This window comes from Bartonella vinsonii subsp. berkhoffii ATCC 51672 (assembly GCF_902825225.1).
Classification (GTDB): domain Bacteria; phylum Pseudomonadota; class Alphaproteobacteria; order Rhizobiales; family Rhizobiaceae; genus Bartonella; species Bartonella berkhoffii.
Genome location: NZ_CADEAK010000001.1, coordinates 40,906 through 56,803, shown reverse-complemented (window position 1 = coordinate 56,803; position 15,898 = coordinate 40,906). Strand labels below are relative to the sequence as shown.

The 15,898-nt window shown below is 39.5% G+C and carries 14 protein-coding genes; 8 read left to right on the top strand and 6 right to left on the bottom strand.

All coding sequences use genetic code 11. The features are described from left to right. Positions 1 to 586 precede the first annotated feature (586 nt). Positions 587 to 1,795 (bottom strand): aspartate aminotransferase family protein, encoded by a 1,209-nt coding sequence (locus tag J7R10_RS00205; RefSeq protein WP_010704595.1) that lies wholly within the window; start codon positions 1,793 to 1,795, stop codon positions 587 to 589. 436 nt (positions 1,796 to 2,231) lie between these two features. On the opposite strand from J7R10_RS00205, the gene J7R10_RS00200 reads away from it, so the two are divergent. Further along, complete coding sequence (locus J7R10_RS00200; protein ID WP_010704596.1) at positions 2,232 to 2,759, top strand: GcrA family cell cycle regulator; 528 nt, start codon at positions 2,232 to 2,234, stop codon at positions 2,757 to 2,759. Positions 2,760 to 3,067: 308 nt separating this feature from the next. On the opposite strand, the gene J7R10_RS00195 is transcribed toward J7R10_RS00200, so the two are convergent. From J7R10_RS00195 to ccmA, 5 genes are read right to left on the bottom strand one after another with little or no spacing between them, the layout of a single operon-like run. Then, the gene (locus J7R10_RS00195; protein ID WP_035000599.1) at positions 3,068 to 3,718 is read right to left on the bottom strand and encodes a DsbE family thiol:disulfide interchange protein; all 651 of its coding nucleotides are present in this window, start codon (positions 3,716 to 3,718) and stop codon (positions 3,068 to 3,070) included. Further along, positions 3,693 to 3,944 carry a hypothetical protein gene (locus tag J7R10_RS09725; protein ID WP_010704598.1) on the bottom strand — a complete coding sequence of 84 codons (252 nt, stop codon included), beginning with the start codon at positions 3,942 to 3,944 and terminating at the stop codon, positions 3,693 to 3,695. The genes J7R10_RS00195 and J7R10_RS09725 overlap by 26 nt, the downstream gene beginning before the upstream one ends. After that, a complete protein-coding gene (locus J7R10_RS00190; RefSeq protein ID WP_010704599.1) occupies positions 3,932 to 4,711 on the bottom strand; it encodes a heme ABC transporter permease in 780 nt (259 codons plus the stop codon). Before J7R10_RS00190 ends, J7R10_RS09725 begins: the two co-directional genes overlap by 13 nt. A gap of 46 nt (positions 4,712 to 4,757) precedes the next feature. Beyond that, positions 4,758 to 5,423, bottom strand: coding sequence for a heme exporter protein CcmB (gene ccmB, locus J7R10_RS00185; RefSeq protein ID WP_010704600.1), 666 nt, complete (start codon positions 5,421 to 5,423; stop codon positions 4,758 to 4,760). Beyond that, positions 5,420 to 6,046, bottom strand: a complete 627-nt coding sequence (ccmA, locus tag J7R10_RS00180) for a heme ABC exporter ATP-binding protein CcmA (protein WP_010704601.1) — start codon at positions 6,044 to 6,046, stop codon at positions 5,420 to 5,422. Before ccmA ends, ccmB begins: the two co-directional genes overlap by 4 nt. A gap of 303 nt (positions 6,047 to 6,349) precedes the next feature. Here ccmA and acnA point away from each other — a divergent pair, with 303 nt between their 5' ends. From acnA to cyoA, 7 genes are all read left to right on the top strand, one after another. After that, complete coding sequence (gene acnA, locus J7R10_RS00175; RefSeq protein ID WP_010704602.1) at positions 6,350 to 9,037, top strand: aconitate hydratase AcnA; 2,688 nt, start codon at positions 6,350 to 6,352, stop codon at positions 9,035 to 9,037. Between the two features lie 232 nt (positions 9,038 to 9,269). Further along, positions 9,270 to 9,536 (top strand): 30S ribosomal protein S20, encoded by a 267-nt coding sequence (gene rpsT / locus J7R10_RS00170; RefSeq protein ID WP_010704603.1) that lies wholly within the window; start codon positions 9,270 to 9,272, stop codon positions 9,534 to 9,536. 804 nt (positions 9,537 to 10,340) lie between these two features. Next, entirely contained in the window at positions 10,341 to 11,825 is a 1,485-nt protein-coding gene (dnaA, locus tag J7R10_RS00165) for a chromosomal replication initiator protein DnaA (protein ID WP_208436366.1), read from the top strand. Positions 11,826 to 12,008: 183 nt separating this feature from the next. Beyond that, complete coding sequence (gene dnaN / locus J7R10_RS00160) at positions 12,009 to 13,130, top strand: DNA polymerase III subunit beta (RefSeq protein ID WP_010704605.1); 1,122 nt, start codon at positions 12,009 to 12,011, stop codon at positions 13,128 to 13,130. A gap of 20 nt (positions 13,131 to 13,150) precedes the next feature. Next, positions 13,151 to 14,284 carry a DNA replication/repair protein RecF gene (recF, locus tag J7R10_RS00155; RefSeq protein WP_026501255.1) on the top strand — a complete coding sequence of 378 codons (1,134 nt, stop codon included), beginning with the start codon at positions 13,151 to 13,153 and terminating at the stop codon, positions 14,282 to 14,284. 52 nt (positions 14,285 to 14,336) lie between these two features. Beyond that, on the top strand, positions 14,337 to 14,801 hold the full coding sequence (gene aroQ / locus J7R10_RS00150; RefSeq protein ID WP_010704607.1) for a type II 3-dehydroquinate dehydratase: 465 nt from the start codon (positions 14,337 to 14,339) through the stop codon (positions 14,799 to 14,801). A 124-nt stretch (positions 14,802 to 14,925) separates the two neighbouring features. Then, complete coding sequence (gene cyoA, locus J7R10_RS00145) at positions 14,926 to 15,897, top strand: ubiquinol oxidase subunit II (RefSeq protein ID WP_010704608.1); 972 nt, start codon at positions 14,926 to 14,928, stop codon at positions 15,895 to 15,897. The last annotated feature ends 1 nt before the right edge of the window (position 15,898 follow it).

Sequence of the window (15,898 nt, the reverse complement as noted above, 5' to 3'; positions counted from 1 at the left end):
TTTGGGGAGATTATAGGTCAAAATAAATGAGCCCGTTGTTTACCTGTCCAGTGTATAAGTTTTTCTTGTGGGGGGGCAATATGTAGATAAAAGTCAAAAAGAGCAGCTGCTTTAATCAGGGAATGAAGTATATGATTGTCATTTTTCATCCAAGCGAATATTTTTGCTTACAGCAGTCCATGATGTTCTTTGTAAGTAGGATATTTACTAAAACTTGGCACGCTATGTATCATCTATAAGGGTATTGATGACAGGAATTTATGTGTCTTGTTGCCTGTAAAGTGAAGATATTCACAAAACGCGTTAAAACGCATGCTGTATCGGCTATGGTTTTATTATAATCAAGTTTTTACCTCTGAACTTGTTAGCATGAACGTGTTTTCACCAAAGCTGGTGTGTGCTTATATCGAATGAGATATGGGGTTGTGTGGACGGTTTTTCAAAAGCCATCATTAGTGTTTTACTCACAAAAGGTTTTAAACTTTATTTCTGCTTTGCAGGAAATGCTTTGAGAGCTTTTGTATAGTCAATAATAGCGTGGTTAAAACGGATAAATCGGTGAAATGGCGAAAAACATTTGTTATGTTTATAATCCTTGCCTTTTTTTATTTGTTCGTGAAAGAGACGCAATTGCTTTTTCAATACGATACAAGCTTTCCTCTACTTCTTCTTCTTTTATGATAAGGGGAGGCAATAAGCGCACTACATTGTTGTTGGCACCAACGCTGAGAACATATTCTTTTTCCAAGGCATTGACGACAGCATTGGAGGGAACAACACACTGAATACCTATCATAAGGCCAACACTCTGAATTGAGCAGATAATATCAGGATAGATATTAAGAATGTCCGAAAGTCCACTTTTTAGCTTATCCCCCATCTGTTGGACATGGTGGAGAAAGCTTGGTTCTAATATAATATCGAGAACACTGTTGCTTACAGCCATCCCAAGAAGATTTCCTCCAAAGGTTGATCCATGAGTTCCTGGTGTCATACTTTTTGCTGCTTCATTTGTTGCAAGACAAGCACCTAATGGAAAACCACCACCCAGCCCTTTTGCGAGGGTAAGAATATCAGGTTTGATCTCACTCCACGCATAAGCAAAAAACTTTCCTGTTCGTCCAATACCTGTTTGGACTTCATCCAAAATTAAGAACAGATTATTCTCATCACATATTTTGCGCAAAAATTTTAAATATTCAGGAGAAACTATTCGGATTCCTCCTTCTCCTTGAATGGGTTCAATAAGAATGGCTGCGGTATTTTTATTAATAACGTTACGCAAAGCACTTTTATCACAAAAAGGAATTTGAATAAATCCACTAGTTTTGGGGCCAAAGCCTTCAAGATATTTTTCTTGTCCTGTAGCAGCAAGCGTTGCAAGTGTGCGTCCATGAAAGGCGCCTTCAAAAGCAATAATTTCAACGCGTGTTGGATGACCAGATGCATAATGCGCATGACGAGCAGTTTTGAATGCACATTCAAGTGCTTCAGCACCAGAATTGCAGAAAAAGACCTTATCAGCAAAACTGTTTGCACAAAGTCGTGCGGCAAGAGCTTCTTGTTCAGGAGATTGAAAAAGATTGGAAATATGCCAAAGTTTTTCAGCTTGTATTTTGAGGGTCTCGACCAACTTTGGATGTGCGTACCCTAATGCATTGACACCAATGCCAGATGTCATATCAAGATAAAGCTCTCCTTTATCGGAAGTCAGCCATATACCATTACCTTTTTTGAAATGTAAATTACGTCGAGCAAAGCATTTGTAAAGTGGCTGGATAGTCGTAGTGCCCATCATTGTTTCCTTTATCTTTTAAATTGTGCCATACAATAAACAAAACAAATCAGCAAATAAAGCAGTGTTACAGTTTTGGATAGAGTGTAATCAGCTTTTCATTTTGGCAAAAAACAATGAAGGTTTTGCAAGAAACATTTAGAGGGAAAAGTCTTAAGCAAATATGAGCGTTTGACCTATATTTGATTCGCAAGTTGGGGAAAACATGCGAAATAAGCTCTTCAAGAGGGCAAAGGCTCTTGTCAGAGAGTCAGTGCATATTGTAATTTGAATCTGTAAATAAGCTGTTGTTTTAGTTTTAAGTTCCATAGGTTGAATGAGTATTTGTGCTTAAGTGAGGTATAGTTTTTTCATTCAGCCCATTGAACACATTATTCAAACATTTAAAGATGCAAAGGAATGCATCTTAATGAGGTGATCAGAATGGAGTGCTGATATGGGTTGGACATATGAACGCGTTGAACTTCTTAAAAAGTTGTGGAGTGAGGGATTAAGTGCAAGTCAGATTGCAACCCAATTAGGGGGTGTCAGCAGGAATGCTGTGATCGGTAAAGTGCACCGGTTAAAGTTACCAGGACGTGGTAAGACAGCACAAGGTGTAACGCGTGCCCAAAAGACACCTGCTAGTTCATCGTCTCCGCGTACGCGTCGCACACCATCGACTGTATTACCAACAAATCCTGCATCTTGTAGTATTGAAGAGACCGCTTTAAAGGTGGAATTTGTAGCAGAGGATGTGAGAGAAATTGATCTGTCTGCACAATCAAATGTCGTTGTGCCTATATCACGTCAACTTAATCTTTTACAATTGAGTGAAAATACATGTAGATGGCCAGTTGGAGATCCTTTGTCATCAGATTTTCATTTTTGTGGGGCCGACTCTGGTGAAAATGGTCCTTATTGTGCTTTTCATGCAAAGATAGCATTTCAACCAGTTTCTGAAAGACGACGGATAAGAGTGTAGTATTTGCGCTCTTAAGTTTCATCTTTAAGAGATAATCTGCTAAGAGAGATATTTTAGAAGATAAAACTTTTAGTAAACCAAGGAATTTTTTCATCAGAAAATATTCGTGTTTTGTTTTGTGTGTTTTTGAATGAAATTCTGCCTCTATAAAGAACAGTATCATTTGTTTATTGACGTGCTTGTTTTAAAGAGATGTCTTTCTTTTTTCAGACAGTTTTTTACATATTGCTTCTTATCATGACATGTAAGTAAGCCTTTTTGAGGATTCTGCATAGGGGGAGTTGAAATAAGAAAATCCAATTGTGTTCTCATTCAATATGGAAAAAAGACAGATTATCTTTATGAATCAACACATTGCTGTCTGATAGATTTTCTGTCATTATAGCCTTTTCGATTTTTGGCAGGATTTTTTTCTGATAAATTTGCCATGTTAAAGGGCCAATATATTTAGCAATAATAATGCTTTCTTTGTTCAAAAGAAAAATCTCTGGTGGTCCAGAAACCCCCCAATTAATAGCTGTATGTCCTGAGGCATCAAAGCCAATAACTTTAAAAGGATTGCCAAAATTTCTCAGAAAACGTTGGGCGTTCTCTTTATTATCCTTATAATTAATGCCAATAAGATCAAAACGTTGGTCTTGTGCAATTTTCATAAGAAGCGAATGCTCCTCGCGGCAGGATGAACACCACGATCCCCAGAAATTAACTAATGTTATGCGGCCTTTAAAGTGTTCTGAATTGAGAAGATGCTCTTCGTTTCCAAGGAGAGGAAGACGGATTTTAGGTGCGGGTTTTTCAGCCAATGTGTTTGGGAGCAGAGAAACACCATTGGGATGGTTGCTACTCATAAAGTGGAAGAAAAGCATAAGAAGAAGAAAAAAAAACACGAACGGTCCTAAAAAACCAAGTGAAACGGATGATGATATGCTTTTTCTAGTTTTTTGAGGAATGGTTTTCATGATATTGTTTTTTCTTAAAGAGTTCTTTTTTATTCAGCTGCTGTAGGATTTTTTTTTGGTATATAGCTTTATAAAGGATATAGCCAATAAAACACAAGAGAGAGATTGCAGAGAGCATATAGCTTAGAACAACAATTTGTTGGTGGTGAAAGGTACCAAGGAAAAAATCAATTTTCTGAGAGAGATTTCCTAAAAGTTCATTGTGCATGTTATTTAGGGCGCGCATGATGAAGAGTCCTGATATTGTGCACGACGGGCTTTTTTGATCTGAAGTATTTGAATATAACGGCGATTGATTTCGTTGCGCATAGCCATCAAATAGAGCAGAATAAACATAAAGCCGAAACAAAATATCATTGTTATCAGGGGCCATAACATAGCACGCTCGATTGTTGGTCCTCCTGAACGCAAAAGCGATGCGGATTGATGGAGTGTGTTCCACCAATTAACGGAAAATTTGATAATGGGGATATTCACAAGTCCAACGAGTGTGAGAATTGCTGTAGCACGTGTAGCTTTTGCTTGGTTATCAAAAGCGCGCGCAAGCATAACAATGGCAAGGTAGATAAAAAGTAGGATTAGAACTGATGTGAGCCGTGCATCCCACACCCACCATGTCCCCCATGTAGGGCGCCCCCAAAGTGCACCTGTCATAAGGGATAGGGCTGTAAAAATTGCTCCAATGGGTGCACCACATTTGAGTGCCACATCAGCAAGATGAAGCCTCCACATCAAACTTCCCAAAGCAGCAGCACTTATTATGAGATAACAAAATGTAGAGAGCCACGCGAATGGGACATGAATATACATAATCTTGACTGTAATCCCCTGCTGATAATCATCAGGTGAATGCATAATCAGAATAAGTCCTAAGATAAGAAGACACAATGTTATACCAGTTAACCAAGGTAAAACGGTACTGCTTATTTTCATAAAACGGACTAAACTTTTAGGAAGTACCCCTATTTTATGTGTGTGAGCTGCTTCATTCATGAGTTTTATAATAGGCAGAGTTTCGCTATGCGGCAATCATCTTTTATTATTCTGATAAAAGTTTGAGTGTTATCGCTGCAACAAAAGAGCTAAAAAGACTCAAAAGCAGTGAAAAAGCAATAAGAAGAGTCAAAGAGGTCAAAAAAGAGACATTTTGGTTTGTTGGAGCTGTAGCAGCAGAAACACCAAAGATCATGATTGGAATGATCCACGGTAAGATGATAATAAAAATGAGGAGAGTGCTGTGTAACAATGACGTTGCAAGGGCAGCTCCTATAGCACCAATAAAAATAATGGCAGGTGTTCCGCATAAGAGGGTGAGTATTGTTGTAAAAGTTATCGTGGCATCCAAATGGAGCATGAATGCTAAAACAGGAGTCGCAAAAATAAGGGGGAGCATTGTTCCTACCCAATGGGCAAGGCATTTGATAAAGACAATCAGTGTGAAGCTTTGTCTTTGTCCAGCAAGGATGAATTGGTCGAGATTTCCATCATCGTGATCGGTTTGAAAAAGTTTGTTCAGATTGAGAAGTCCTGCGAAAAGGGCTCCAAACCATAATATGCCTGGGCCTATTTGTGTGAGAACTTGAGAATCTGGTCCAATGGCGAAGGGGGTGACCATAATAATAGCGATAAAAAACAAAAGTCCTGTTAACGAAGAAGCTTGTGGTGTTAAAGCGAGTTTAAGATCACGCAAAAACAGTGCTTTCATGCTCTTTTTTCCTGTGGAGATGAGAATTTTTCCAAAGAGATCTTATAGTTTTCTGAAATGCCGAGGGGATGATGGGTTGCAGCGATAATCATACCGCCTTGATTGAGATGGCGTTGAAAAATATTGGCAAGCAGAATTTGAGAATGGCCATCAACTCCCGATATTGGTTCATCTAAAATCCAAATAGGACGATAAGAAAGCAAAAGGCGAGCAATAGCTACACGCCTTTTTTGCCCCGTTGACAGAATATGGAAGGGTAAGTGTTCAAGATCAGAAAAATGAATGTCAGCAAGGGCTTCATGTGGATAGCGTAAATGTTGCCCATAAAATGTTGCCCAAAATTGCAAATTATCGATGACGGATAAGGAAGGTTTCATGGCATTTTGAGGACCAAGATAATGACACGCAGTTGCTACCGGATATGTTTGTTCATGGTCTTTAAGGATTACTTGGCCTTTAGCGGCTTCAAGAAGACCAGCGATGATTCGTAGTAATGTGGATTTTCCAATTCCGTTTGGACCTGTGATTGTCATAAGTTGGTGTGGGAGTAAACAAAAAGAAAGTTCTTGAAACAGAACTTCTTCATTTCTGTGAGCTGCTAAATTTTCACCCGATAACACCATGTAATTGCCTGTTTTTATTTTGTTTCTATAACCTTTATTGCATTATAGGATAAAAAACATGTTTTTTATGCAATTGTATCTAGAATAGTTCTAGAAATAATTCTATAAGCGATGTGTTACATCAATATCTGGTGTAGAATGTTTTTTTGACGCTGATTTCCGAATTTACCGAGAGAATAGAAAGGTGAAGGGGGAAATGGATGGCGGAGGTAGTTATGTCTGCGCTCAAGCTGCGGCCTTGATTCGTAGTTTGGTTGTTCATTCCAGGAAATTGGGTGGTTTGTAGTATGAGGGTAGGCAGTCATGTCTCAAATTGATAGTTTTAATTGTCGCAGAATTTTAGATGTTTGTGGCCAGAAATACACTTATTATAGTTTGATCGAAGCGGAAAAAAATGGGCTCGAGGGTGTTTCTCGTTTGCCGTTTTCGATGAAGGTTATTCTTGAAAATTTATTACGATTTGAAGACGGACGCACGGTTAAGAAGGAGGATATTTTAAACGTTGCTAAATGGTTAAATGACAAAGGCAGTGCTGATGCAGAAATTGCTTACCGTCCCGCGCGTGTTCTCATGCAAGATTTCACAGGTGTTCCTGCAGTTGTTGATTTTTCTGCAATGCGCGATGCTATGGTGAAACTTGGAGGAAATGCCGAAAAAATCAATCCTCTCATCCCCGTTGATCTCGTTATCGACCATTCAATTATCGTTGATGATTTTGGCAATCCTATGGCTTTTAAGGAAAATGTTGATCATGAATATGAACGCAATGGTGAACGTTATCGTTTTCTGAAATGGGGGCAGCAAGCTTTTCAGAATTTTCGTGTTGTTCCTCCAGGAACGGGGATTTGTCATCAGGTTAACCTAGAATATTTAGCACAATGCGTGTGGATAAAGAATGAGGAAAAAGAGCAGACGGTTTATCCTGATACTTGTGTGGGAACTGATTCGCATACGACTATGGTGAATGGTTTGGGGGTATTGGGTTGGGGTGTTGGGGGTATTGAAGCAGAAGCGGCAATGCTAGGTCAGCCCGTTTCTATGTTGTTACCTGAAGTGATTGGTTTCCGTTTAACAGGGAGACTTAAAGAAGGTGTGACTGCTACCGATTTAGTATTGATGGTGACACAAATTCTACGCAAAAAAGGCGTTGTTGGTAAATTTGTTGAGTTTTTTGGACCCGGTCTAGAACACATGACGCTTGCTGATCGGGCAACAATTGCAAATATGGCTCCTGAATATGGAGCGACCTGTGGTTTTTTTCCCATTGATAAGGAAACAGTGCGTTATCTCAATATGACAGGGCGTGATGAGAATCGGATCACTTTAGTAGAAGCTTATTCCAAAGCACAAGGGATGTGGCATGATGAAGCCGTAGCCAATCCCGTTTTCACGGATACAATTGAATTAGATATGGAAAGTGTTGTACCTTCCATGGCCGGTCCTAAGCGTCCTGAGGGGCGTATTGCATTGGAAAGTGTTGGACGGGGTTTTGAGGGAGCATTATCTAGCGATTATAAGAGGATTGTTGGACAAAATGACCGATATCAAGTTGAGGGTGCGGAATATGATCTTGGCCACGGAGATGTGGTGATTGCCGCAATTACCTCTTGTACGAATACGTCAAATCCAAGTGTTCTTATTGCTGCCGGTCTTTTAGCACGCAATGCTGTGGCGAAAGGTCTCAAGAGCAAGCCATGGGTTAAGACTTCTCTTGCTCCTGGTTCACAAGTTGTTGAAGCTTATCTTCTCAATTCAGGTCTCCAAAAAGATTTGGATGCGTTAGGGTTTAACTTAGTGGGATTTGGATGCACAACATGTATTGGGAATTCTGGTCCTTTGTATCCAGCTATTTCTAAAACGATTAATAAAAATGGTTTAATTGCAGCTGCGGTTCTTTCAGGAAATCGTAATTTTGAAGGACGTGTTTCACCTGATGTGCAAGCAAATTATCTCGCTTCACCACCGTTAGTTGTTGCGCACGCTTTGGCAGGGACGGTGCGTAAAGATTTAACGAAGGAGCCTCTTGGAGAAGGTTCAGATGGTCAACCAGTTTATTTGAAAGATATTTGGCCCACTTCTCAAGAAATACAAGAATTTATAGAAAAGAATGTCACGCGTAAGATTTTTGCCGAAAAATATGCGGATGTGTTTAAGGGCGATGAAAATTGGCAAAAAGTTCAGGTTCCAACGGGAGCTACTTATGCTTGGGATGAACAATCGACATATGTGCGTAATCCGCCATATTTTTATAATATGCAAAAGACTCCTGATGTCTTACCAGACATTAAAGATGCACGGATTTTAGGTTTGTTTGGTGATAAAATTACGACGGATCATATTTCTCCTGCTGGTTCCATTAAGATTGATTCTCCTGCAGGAAAATATTTGATAGATCACGGAGTGAAAGTGGCTGATTTTAATCAGTATGGAACACGTCGTGGGAATCATGAAGTCATGATGCGTGGAACCTTTGCCAATATTCGCATTCGTAACTTTATGCTAGGAAAAAATGGTCGTGAAGGGGGCTATACAATTCATTACCCTTCAAGAGAAGAGCAGGCAATTTATGATGCAGCAATGGCATATAAACGGGAGGGTGTTCTGCTCGTTGTCTTTGCTGGTGTTGAATATGGTAATGGGTCATCTCGTGATTGGGCAGCGAAGGGCACCAATCTTCTTGGTGTAAAAGCAGTGATTGCTCAATCTTTTGAGCGGATTCATCGTTCTAATCTTGTTGGGATGGGAATTGTTCCCTTTGTGTTTGAAGCAGGTACAAGTTGGCAATCTTTGGGTTTAAAAGGAGATGAAAAGGTAACGATTGAAGGGGTTCATAATTTGAAACCTCGGCAAAAAACTGTAGCGACAATCACTTTTTCTGATGGAACGGTAAAAACAGTGCCATTATTATGCCGTGTTGATACTGAAGATGAGTTGGATTATTTGCATCATGGCGGAATTTTGCAATATGTTTTGCGTAATCTAGCAGTTTGAACCATATTTGTTCATTGAGAAGCGTCCTTAAATATGAAGATGGATGTCAGAGAGTTTGGCTTTGTTTTTTATGCCACTCTTTGAAAATTTGATTGACGTTTGTTTGAAGATTGCGTTATAAGCCGTGCAGTTATCAGCAGATTTATGATATTGCTGAGATGAGATTTATTTTGATTGGTAGAGATGTCATTGAGATTGTTTCTATCTGATGCGTTGAAAGAGAGAGATATTTATGGCGAATACACCTTCCGCTCGAAAGGCAGTGCGCAAAGTTGCAGCACGCACACAGGTTAACAAGGCCCGCCGTTCACGCGTTCGTACTTTTATGCGTAAGTTTGATGATGCTTTAGCTGGGGGCGATAAGGCTTCTGCAGAAAGAGCATTTAAGAATTTTGAACCTGAAATTATGCGTGCGGTTTCCAAAGGGATTTTTCACAAAAATACTGCTGCACGAAAAGTATCGCGTTTAGCGAAACGTTTGAAGGCTCTCAGCGTTTAAGCTTTTTCCATTTTATTGAGAAATGAAACCAGCATTTATTTGGATGCTGGTTTTTGTTTGTTTTCTGAAAAGACTCTCTTTTAAGGAAAGGAATCAAAAACGATTCCTCTCCTAAAAAAGAAGAGAAGATTTAGAGACTTTATATGGTTATCCACAAGCTTTGTGGATTTTTGCAGAGTCTTTTTTGTCAAGCATTTTTATTTTTTTTTTTTAATCTGAAAAGATTCTTTAATTATTGGTAAATTAAAAGAAAAAAAATGAATTGAATCAATTATTTTCCCCATTTCTCGTTTATAGAAGCAGGTTTATGTCGGCTTTTTAGAAGCTTTTGATTTGATTTTGACCTCTTGCATTTTACCTCTGCTGTTTTGTATGGTTCTTACGGAGACTAAAAGCATATAGGGGTTACATCAGCTTATTATCCTATGTTGCGTTGAGTATAAAATGCTTTGGTTTAGGCTATTGTGAGCTCTCATGTTGGAGAGGCTTTCTGACGGGTTTATTAGTTTTCTTGATTGGTATGTTTGCTATTTAAGAAGAGTGGGTCATATCGTGAATACAAGTAAATCTTAATTGGTCATCTTTTTTGGTGGAGTTGTATAAAGCTGTCCTAGGGGAGGATGAGTAGTCTTATTTGGGGTCGGGCGTTTTGCTTTCGCTAAGTTAATTTTTAGCTGTTTGGTAGGACAAATTTTTATTTTTATCAGGATGAAAGATGGTGGATAAATTGAACTCTAAAGCTAGTTCCTTTAAAAGGGGGTTTCGGTGAATATCCTGTCGGCAGAAAAAATAATAAAGAGTAAGATAACGGGGAGTGATGGGGAAGTTTGTAGAAGTGTTTGTGTAGAGCCTTCTATTATTTCAGAGGAGGAAGGGGCGGCAGCTTTCGCGCGCGTGATGGCGCAATTAAAGGCGCAGGTTGGTATGGAAGCTTATACGAGCTGGTTTGGACGTGTGAAGCTTGCTGAATATAGCCGTAATCTTGTAAAACTTTCTGTTCCGACAGCATTTTTGCGTTCATGGATTAGTAATCATTATGGTTCTCTTTTGACCAATTTATGGAAACAAGAGAATTCGGCGATTCTTCGCGTCGAGATTATCGTTCGGGGTATGAAACGTGTTTCAACAGGTGTGGTCTGTAGAACAAATGCAGCTCCTGTTGTTCTGGAAGAGCAGGCAACGGCGTCTTTCGTTGAGGGGTATACAGAGTATTCAGTAAAGAATGCTCAAGCGGGAGTTTTAGGTTCACCACTTGATTCACGCTATACTTTTGAGAGTTTTGTAGAGGGTTCTTCTAATCGTGTTGCTTTAGCAGCAGCACGTTCGATTGCGGAAGGTCATAAAAGTGCGTTACGATTTAATCCTCTTTTTATTCACGCATCGGTTGGTTTAGGGAAAACACATTTGCTTCAAGCTATTGCATCTGCAGCGTTGAAGCGTTTAACATCTGCGCGGGTTATTTATTTGACCGCTGAATATTTTATGTGGCGTTTTGCGACAGCTATTCGTGATAATGATGCTCTTTCTTTTAAAGAGCAGCTTCGTGATATCGATCTTCTTATTATTGATGATATGCAGTTTTTGCAGGGAAAGTCGATTCAGCATGAATTTTGCCATTTGCTTAATATGTTGCTTGACAGTGCAAAACAAGTTGTTGTGGCAGCAGATCGTCCACCAGCAGAATTAGAATCGCTTGATCTTCGAGTCCGCTCTCGTCTTCAGGGAGGGGTTGCCCTTGAAATTGAAGCGCCCGATTATGAAATGCGTTTGAAAATGTTGTACCAGCGGTTACAATTGGCGCAACAAGATGATCATATGATCTCAATTTCTGATGATATTCTAGAGTATATAGCGAAAACGGTTTCAGGGTCGGGACGTGATATTGAAGGAGCATTTAATCAGTTATTGTTCCGTCAGTCTTTCGAATCTGATTTATCTTTAGAACGGATTGGTGAATTATTAGGCCACTTGACACGTTCTGGTGAACCTAAGCGTATCCGGATCGAAGAGATTCAACGTACAGTTGCGCGGCATTATAATGTTTCTAAACAGGATTTATTATCCAATCGTCGGACACGTACAGTCGTAAAACCGCGACAAGTTGCGATGTATTTAGCAAAAATGTTGACGCCTCGCTCCTTACCAGAAATTGGGCGTCGTTTTGGTGGGCGTGATCATACAACAGTTTTACATGCTGTACGTAAAATTGAAGATTTGGTTTGTGGAGATCAGACATTAGCTAAAGAACTTGAATTGCTTAAGCGGTTGATTGGAGAGCAAGCTGCATAACAGTCTTTCCTTTTTAAAGTGCGCGTAGAGGACTTATAAAGAAGTGCTATTTTTTGTTTATACAGTCGTTACTTGCTATTTTAAGAGAGGTTGAATAGAATTCGATAGGTGATTCTTAAGGGGATAGGTTATTTCTAATCTAGAGAATTTCTATGGTTTTTTGTAAATTGTAACGGGGATTTTATGCGTATTACAGTGGATCGCAGTCAATTTCTCAAATCTCTAGGTCGTATTCACCGTGTGGTGGAGCGTCGTAATACTGTTCCTATTCTATCGAATGTATTAATTGATGTAGATAATGGTACTGTGCAGTTAAAAGCAACCGATCTTGATTTAGAGATTACAGAATCTTTTATAGTCAATGTGGAAGAGGCTGGAGCAATAACTGTTCCAGCACATTTGTTGTATGATATCGTTCGAAAATTTTCTTACAGTAGTGAAATTGTTTTATCCGTTAATGAGAATCAAGCAAGCACGATGTCCGTTGTTTCGGGTTGTGCACATTTTCAGCTTCAGTGTCTTCCAAAGATAGATTTTCCAGAGTCACTTCCGGGTCAATTTGGTTATCGTTTTTTCCTATCAGCATCAGGCTTAAAACATTTACTGGATTGTACGCAATTTGCTATTTCTACTGAAGAAACCCGTTATTATCTTAATGGCATTTATTTTCATATTGTTAATGATGGTGTTTTGAAGCTACGTTTAGTTGCGACTGATGGACATCGTTTGGCACAAGTTGATATGGAGGCACCTTCGAGTATTGATGGTATGCCGGGTGTCATTATTCCTCGTAAAACTGTAGGAGAGTTGCAAAAGCTGCTCTCAGAAGAAATCGAGGGTGAGGTCTGTGTAGAGCTCTCAGAGACAAAGATTCGTTTTTCTGTAGGTTCTGTAGTTTTGACATCAAAGTTAATTGATGGAACATTTCCGGATTATCAACGTGTTATCCCTCTTGGGAATGATAAAAAATTGGTTGTTAACAGGCAGGATTTTTCTTCTGCGGTTGATCGTGTTTCAACAATTTCAAGTGATCGTGGACGTGCAGTAAAGTTAACGATTGAGCAGGGACAATTGAGGCTTGTTGTTAATAATCCTGATTCGGGAAGTGCAGAAGATCAGTTAGCAGCAACTTATACATCTGATCCGCTTGAGATAGGGTTTAATTCACGTTATCTTTTGGACATTGCTGGACAACTTTCGAGTGATGAGATGGTTTTTATGTTGGCCGATGCTGTAGCTCCTGCTCTGATTCGCGATAAGGATGATGAAGCTGCGCTTTATGTGCTGATGCCCATTCGCGTTTAGGGACGATTGTTTTGCAATGCATAGCTGGTCATGTGCACAAAGTGGCAGTGAGACAGCTAAAGCTTGTGCGTTATCGCAATTATCCTTCTTTTAATATTCATTTTTCAGGTCAACATGTGATTTTTACTGGCCATAATGGTGCTGGTAAGACGAACCTTTTAGAAGCGTTATCTTTTCTCTCTCCTGGTCGTGGTTTGCGGCGTGCGGCTTATTCTGATGTGAGCTTTGCAGACGGTGGGGGTGAAGGATTTGTTGTATTTGCACGTCTTGAATGTGCTCTTTATGGCGAAGTGAATATTGGTACAGCTTTAGAAGTTGGTGGCAACGGTCGAAAAGTCCATATTAATGGTGTGAATGAGACAAGTGATTGCCTGACGGATTATTGTCATATTAGCATTTTGACTCCTTCTATGGATGGGCTTTTTACAGGTCCTTCGCTTGAGCGCCGTCGTTTTTTGGATCGTATGGTTTTGGCGATTGATCCTTTGCATAGTTGCCGCATAGCAGATTATGATAAGGCTATGCGTGCACGTAATCGTTTGTTTTTGGATGGAAATGAAGATTTTGCTTGGTTTGATGCTTTAGAAAAGCAAATGGCAGAGCTGGCAGCGGCTATTGCTGCAGCACGTATCGATGTTATTCGCCTTTTAAATGATATGTTTGCACAAACGCCTTCTCAAATACCTTTTCCACGGGCTTTTTTGCAAATTGATGGTTTTTTAGAAATGGCTCTTGATAAGATATCAGCGGTTGAGGTTGAAGAGCAATTTTATGGGCGGCTGCGGCATAACCGTGCAAGAGATCGTGCTGCTGGGCGGACATTGGAAGGACCACATCGTACAGATTTGCAGGTTTTTTATGCTGATAAAAATATGGCTGCAGCATCTTGTTCAACAGGTGAACAAAAAGCTCTTCTAACGGGTTTGGTTTTGTGTCATGCGCGTTTAACAGGCATGATGTCAGATAAGATTCCCATTCTTCTTCTTGATGAAATGGCTGCACATCTTGATCCTCATCGGCGTGCTGCTTTATTTGATATTCTCGATGACTTAGGCGGACAAACATTTATGACAGGAACGGATCGCATTTTATTTGATGCCTTAAAAGGACGAGCAGAATTTTTTGAGATTAAGGATGGAGCTTTATTGCAGTAGAAAATATGTTCATTTTTTAAATAGGGTGATGGTCGAGAAGAAGAGGCTTACTATGTCTACAATTATAACAGTTTTAAATGGTCCTAATTTAAATTTTCTGGGTCAACGAGAGCCAGAAATTTACGGAACTGAGACTCTAGAAGATATTAAAAAATTTTGCAGCGAATGGGCAAAAAATGCTGGTGTAATAGTGCATTTTCATCAAAGTAACTGTGAAGGTCAATTGGTAGAATGGATACAGAGAGCCATTGGAGTGAGTGCTGGATTGATCATCAATCCAGCGGCTTATAGTCATACATCTGTTGCACTTCTTGACACATTAAAAATATTTTCAGGGCCAAAAGTAGAAGTTCATTTGTCTAATATTTATCAACGTGAAGCTTTTCGTCACCATTCTTATAGCGCTACAGGTGTGGATGCGGTTATTGCTGGTTGTGGGAGTGATGGTTATTGGTTTGCGCTTGAATATCTTTCTAAGAGGCTTAAATTGGCCATAAGAGGATCAAAAGTTGTATAATATGTATAATATTGATGAGAGCATTTGAATTTACTTGATAATTCTTTTTAAATAGGTAAGCATGTTATTGAGGTTTTATCGTTTTTTGATAACAACTTCTGATATGTATGATGGGGCAGGTGAAATGAGAAACTTTGTTAAACAAATAAAGATGCTCGTGATTTTAGGGATGGCGTTTCTTTTATCTGGTTGTAAATTTGATGTTATTCATCCGGCAGGGTATGTTGCGCGACAACAGCTTATTTTGATCGTTATTTGTGTTGCTGTTATGCTTTGCGTTGTAATCCCAGTGATGGTGAGTGTTGTATTTTTGGCCATTAAATATCGGGCGTCGAATACTGCAGAAGAATATTTACCTGATTGGGGGCATTCAAATAAAATTGAAGCATTTATGTGGGGTATTCCAATTGTTATTGTAACTGTTTTAGGTGCGTTGACAGCCTATTACACCTATAAGCTTGAGCCAGAAAATCCGCTTCCAGTGGAAGTCGTTGGCGAAGGGAAACCGTTGCAAGTAGATGTTGTTGCTCTTGATTGGAAATGGCTTTTTATTTACCCTGAATATAATATTGCATCGGTCAATGAGATTTATGCACCTAAAGGGCGTCAAGTTTTATTGCAATTGACGTCAGAAAGTTCTGTAAATGCTTTTTGGGTACCCAAATTGGGCACAGTTCTTTACGCTATGCCGCAGATGAATTCCAAATTACATTTGATAGCGGATGAGCAAGGGGTGTTTAAAGGAACCTCAGCAAATTACAGTGGTGATGGTTTTGCAAAGATGCGCTTTAAATGGCATTCTGTATCTCCGCAAGATTTTGAGAATTGGGTTGCTAAAGCTCGGTCTGGTGGTCAAATTCTTGATCGCGCATCTTATCGTCAGCTTTCTATTGCGCCGCGTATGGGTGATGTTGCTGCGAAGGAAAAGGATGCTGAAGTACGTTATTTTTCTTCCGTTGAGAGCCGGCTTTATTACCGGATTGTCAATCGATGTGTTGATGAAAATACCGTATGTAATGAAGACTTAATGAAGCGTGCTGCGGCTCAGTCACTTTGGGGTGCCCTTTGTTCTGTTTTTGATCCTGGTGTTATTTAGG

Bases quoted from the DNA above. Each gene is read 5' to 3' on its own strand.
- ccmA (WP_010704601.1), bottom strand. From the start codon at position 6,046: ATGGTGTTATCGGGTGAAAATTTAGCAGCTCACAGAAATGAAGAAGTT.
- ccmB (WP_010704600.1), bottom strand. From the start codon at position 5,423: ATGAAAGCACTGTTTTTGCGTGATCTTAAACTCGCTTTAACACCACAA.
- aroQ (WP_010704607.1), top strand. From the start codon at position 14,337: ATGTCTACAATTATAACAGTTTTAAATGGTCCTAATTTAAATTTTCTG.
- cyoA (WP_010704608.1), top strand. From the start codon at position 14,926: ATGAGAAACTTTGTTAAACAAATAAAGATGCTCGTGATTTTAGGGATG.
- rpsT (WP_010704603.1), top strand. From the start codon at position 9,270: ATGGCGAATACACCTTCCGCTCGAAAGGCAGTGCGCAAAGTTGCAGCA.
- J7R10_RS00195 (WP_035000599.1), bottom strand. From the start codon at position 3,718: ATGAAAACCATTCCTCAAAAAACTAGAAAAAGCATATCATCATCCGTT.
- dnaN (WP_010704605.1), top strand. From the start codon at position 12,009: ATGCGTATTACAGTGGATCGCAGTCAATTTCTCAAATCTCTAGGTCGT.
- J7R10_RS00205 (WP_010704595.1), bottom strand. From the start codon at position 1,795: ATGGGCACTACGACTATCCAGCCACTTTACAAATGCTTTGCTCGACGT.
- J7R10_RS00190 (WP_010704599.1), bottom strand. From the start codon at position 4,711: ATGAATGAAGCAGCTCACACACATAAAATAGGGGTACTTCCTAAAAGT.
- acnA (WP_010704602.1), top strand. From the start codon at position 6,350: ATGTCTCAAATTGATAGTTTTAATTGTCGCAGAATTTTAGATGTTTGT.
- J7R10_RS09725 (WP_010704598.1), bottom strand. From the start codon at position 3,944: ATGCGCGCCCTAAATAACATGCACAATGAACTTTTAGGAAATCTCTCT.
- J7R10_RS00200 (WP_010704596.1), top strand. From the start codon at position 2,232: ATGGGTTGGACATATGAACGCGTTGAACTTCTTAAAAAGTTGTGGAGT.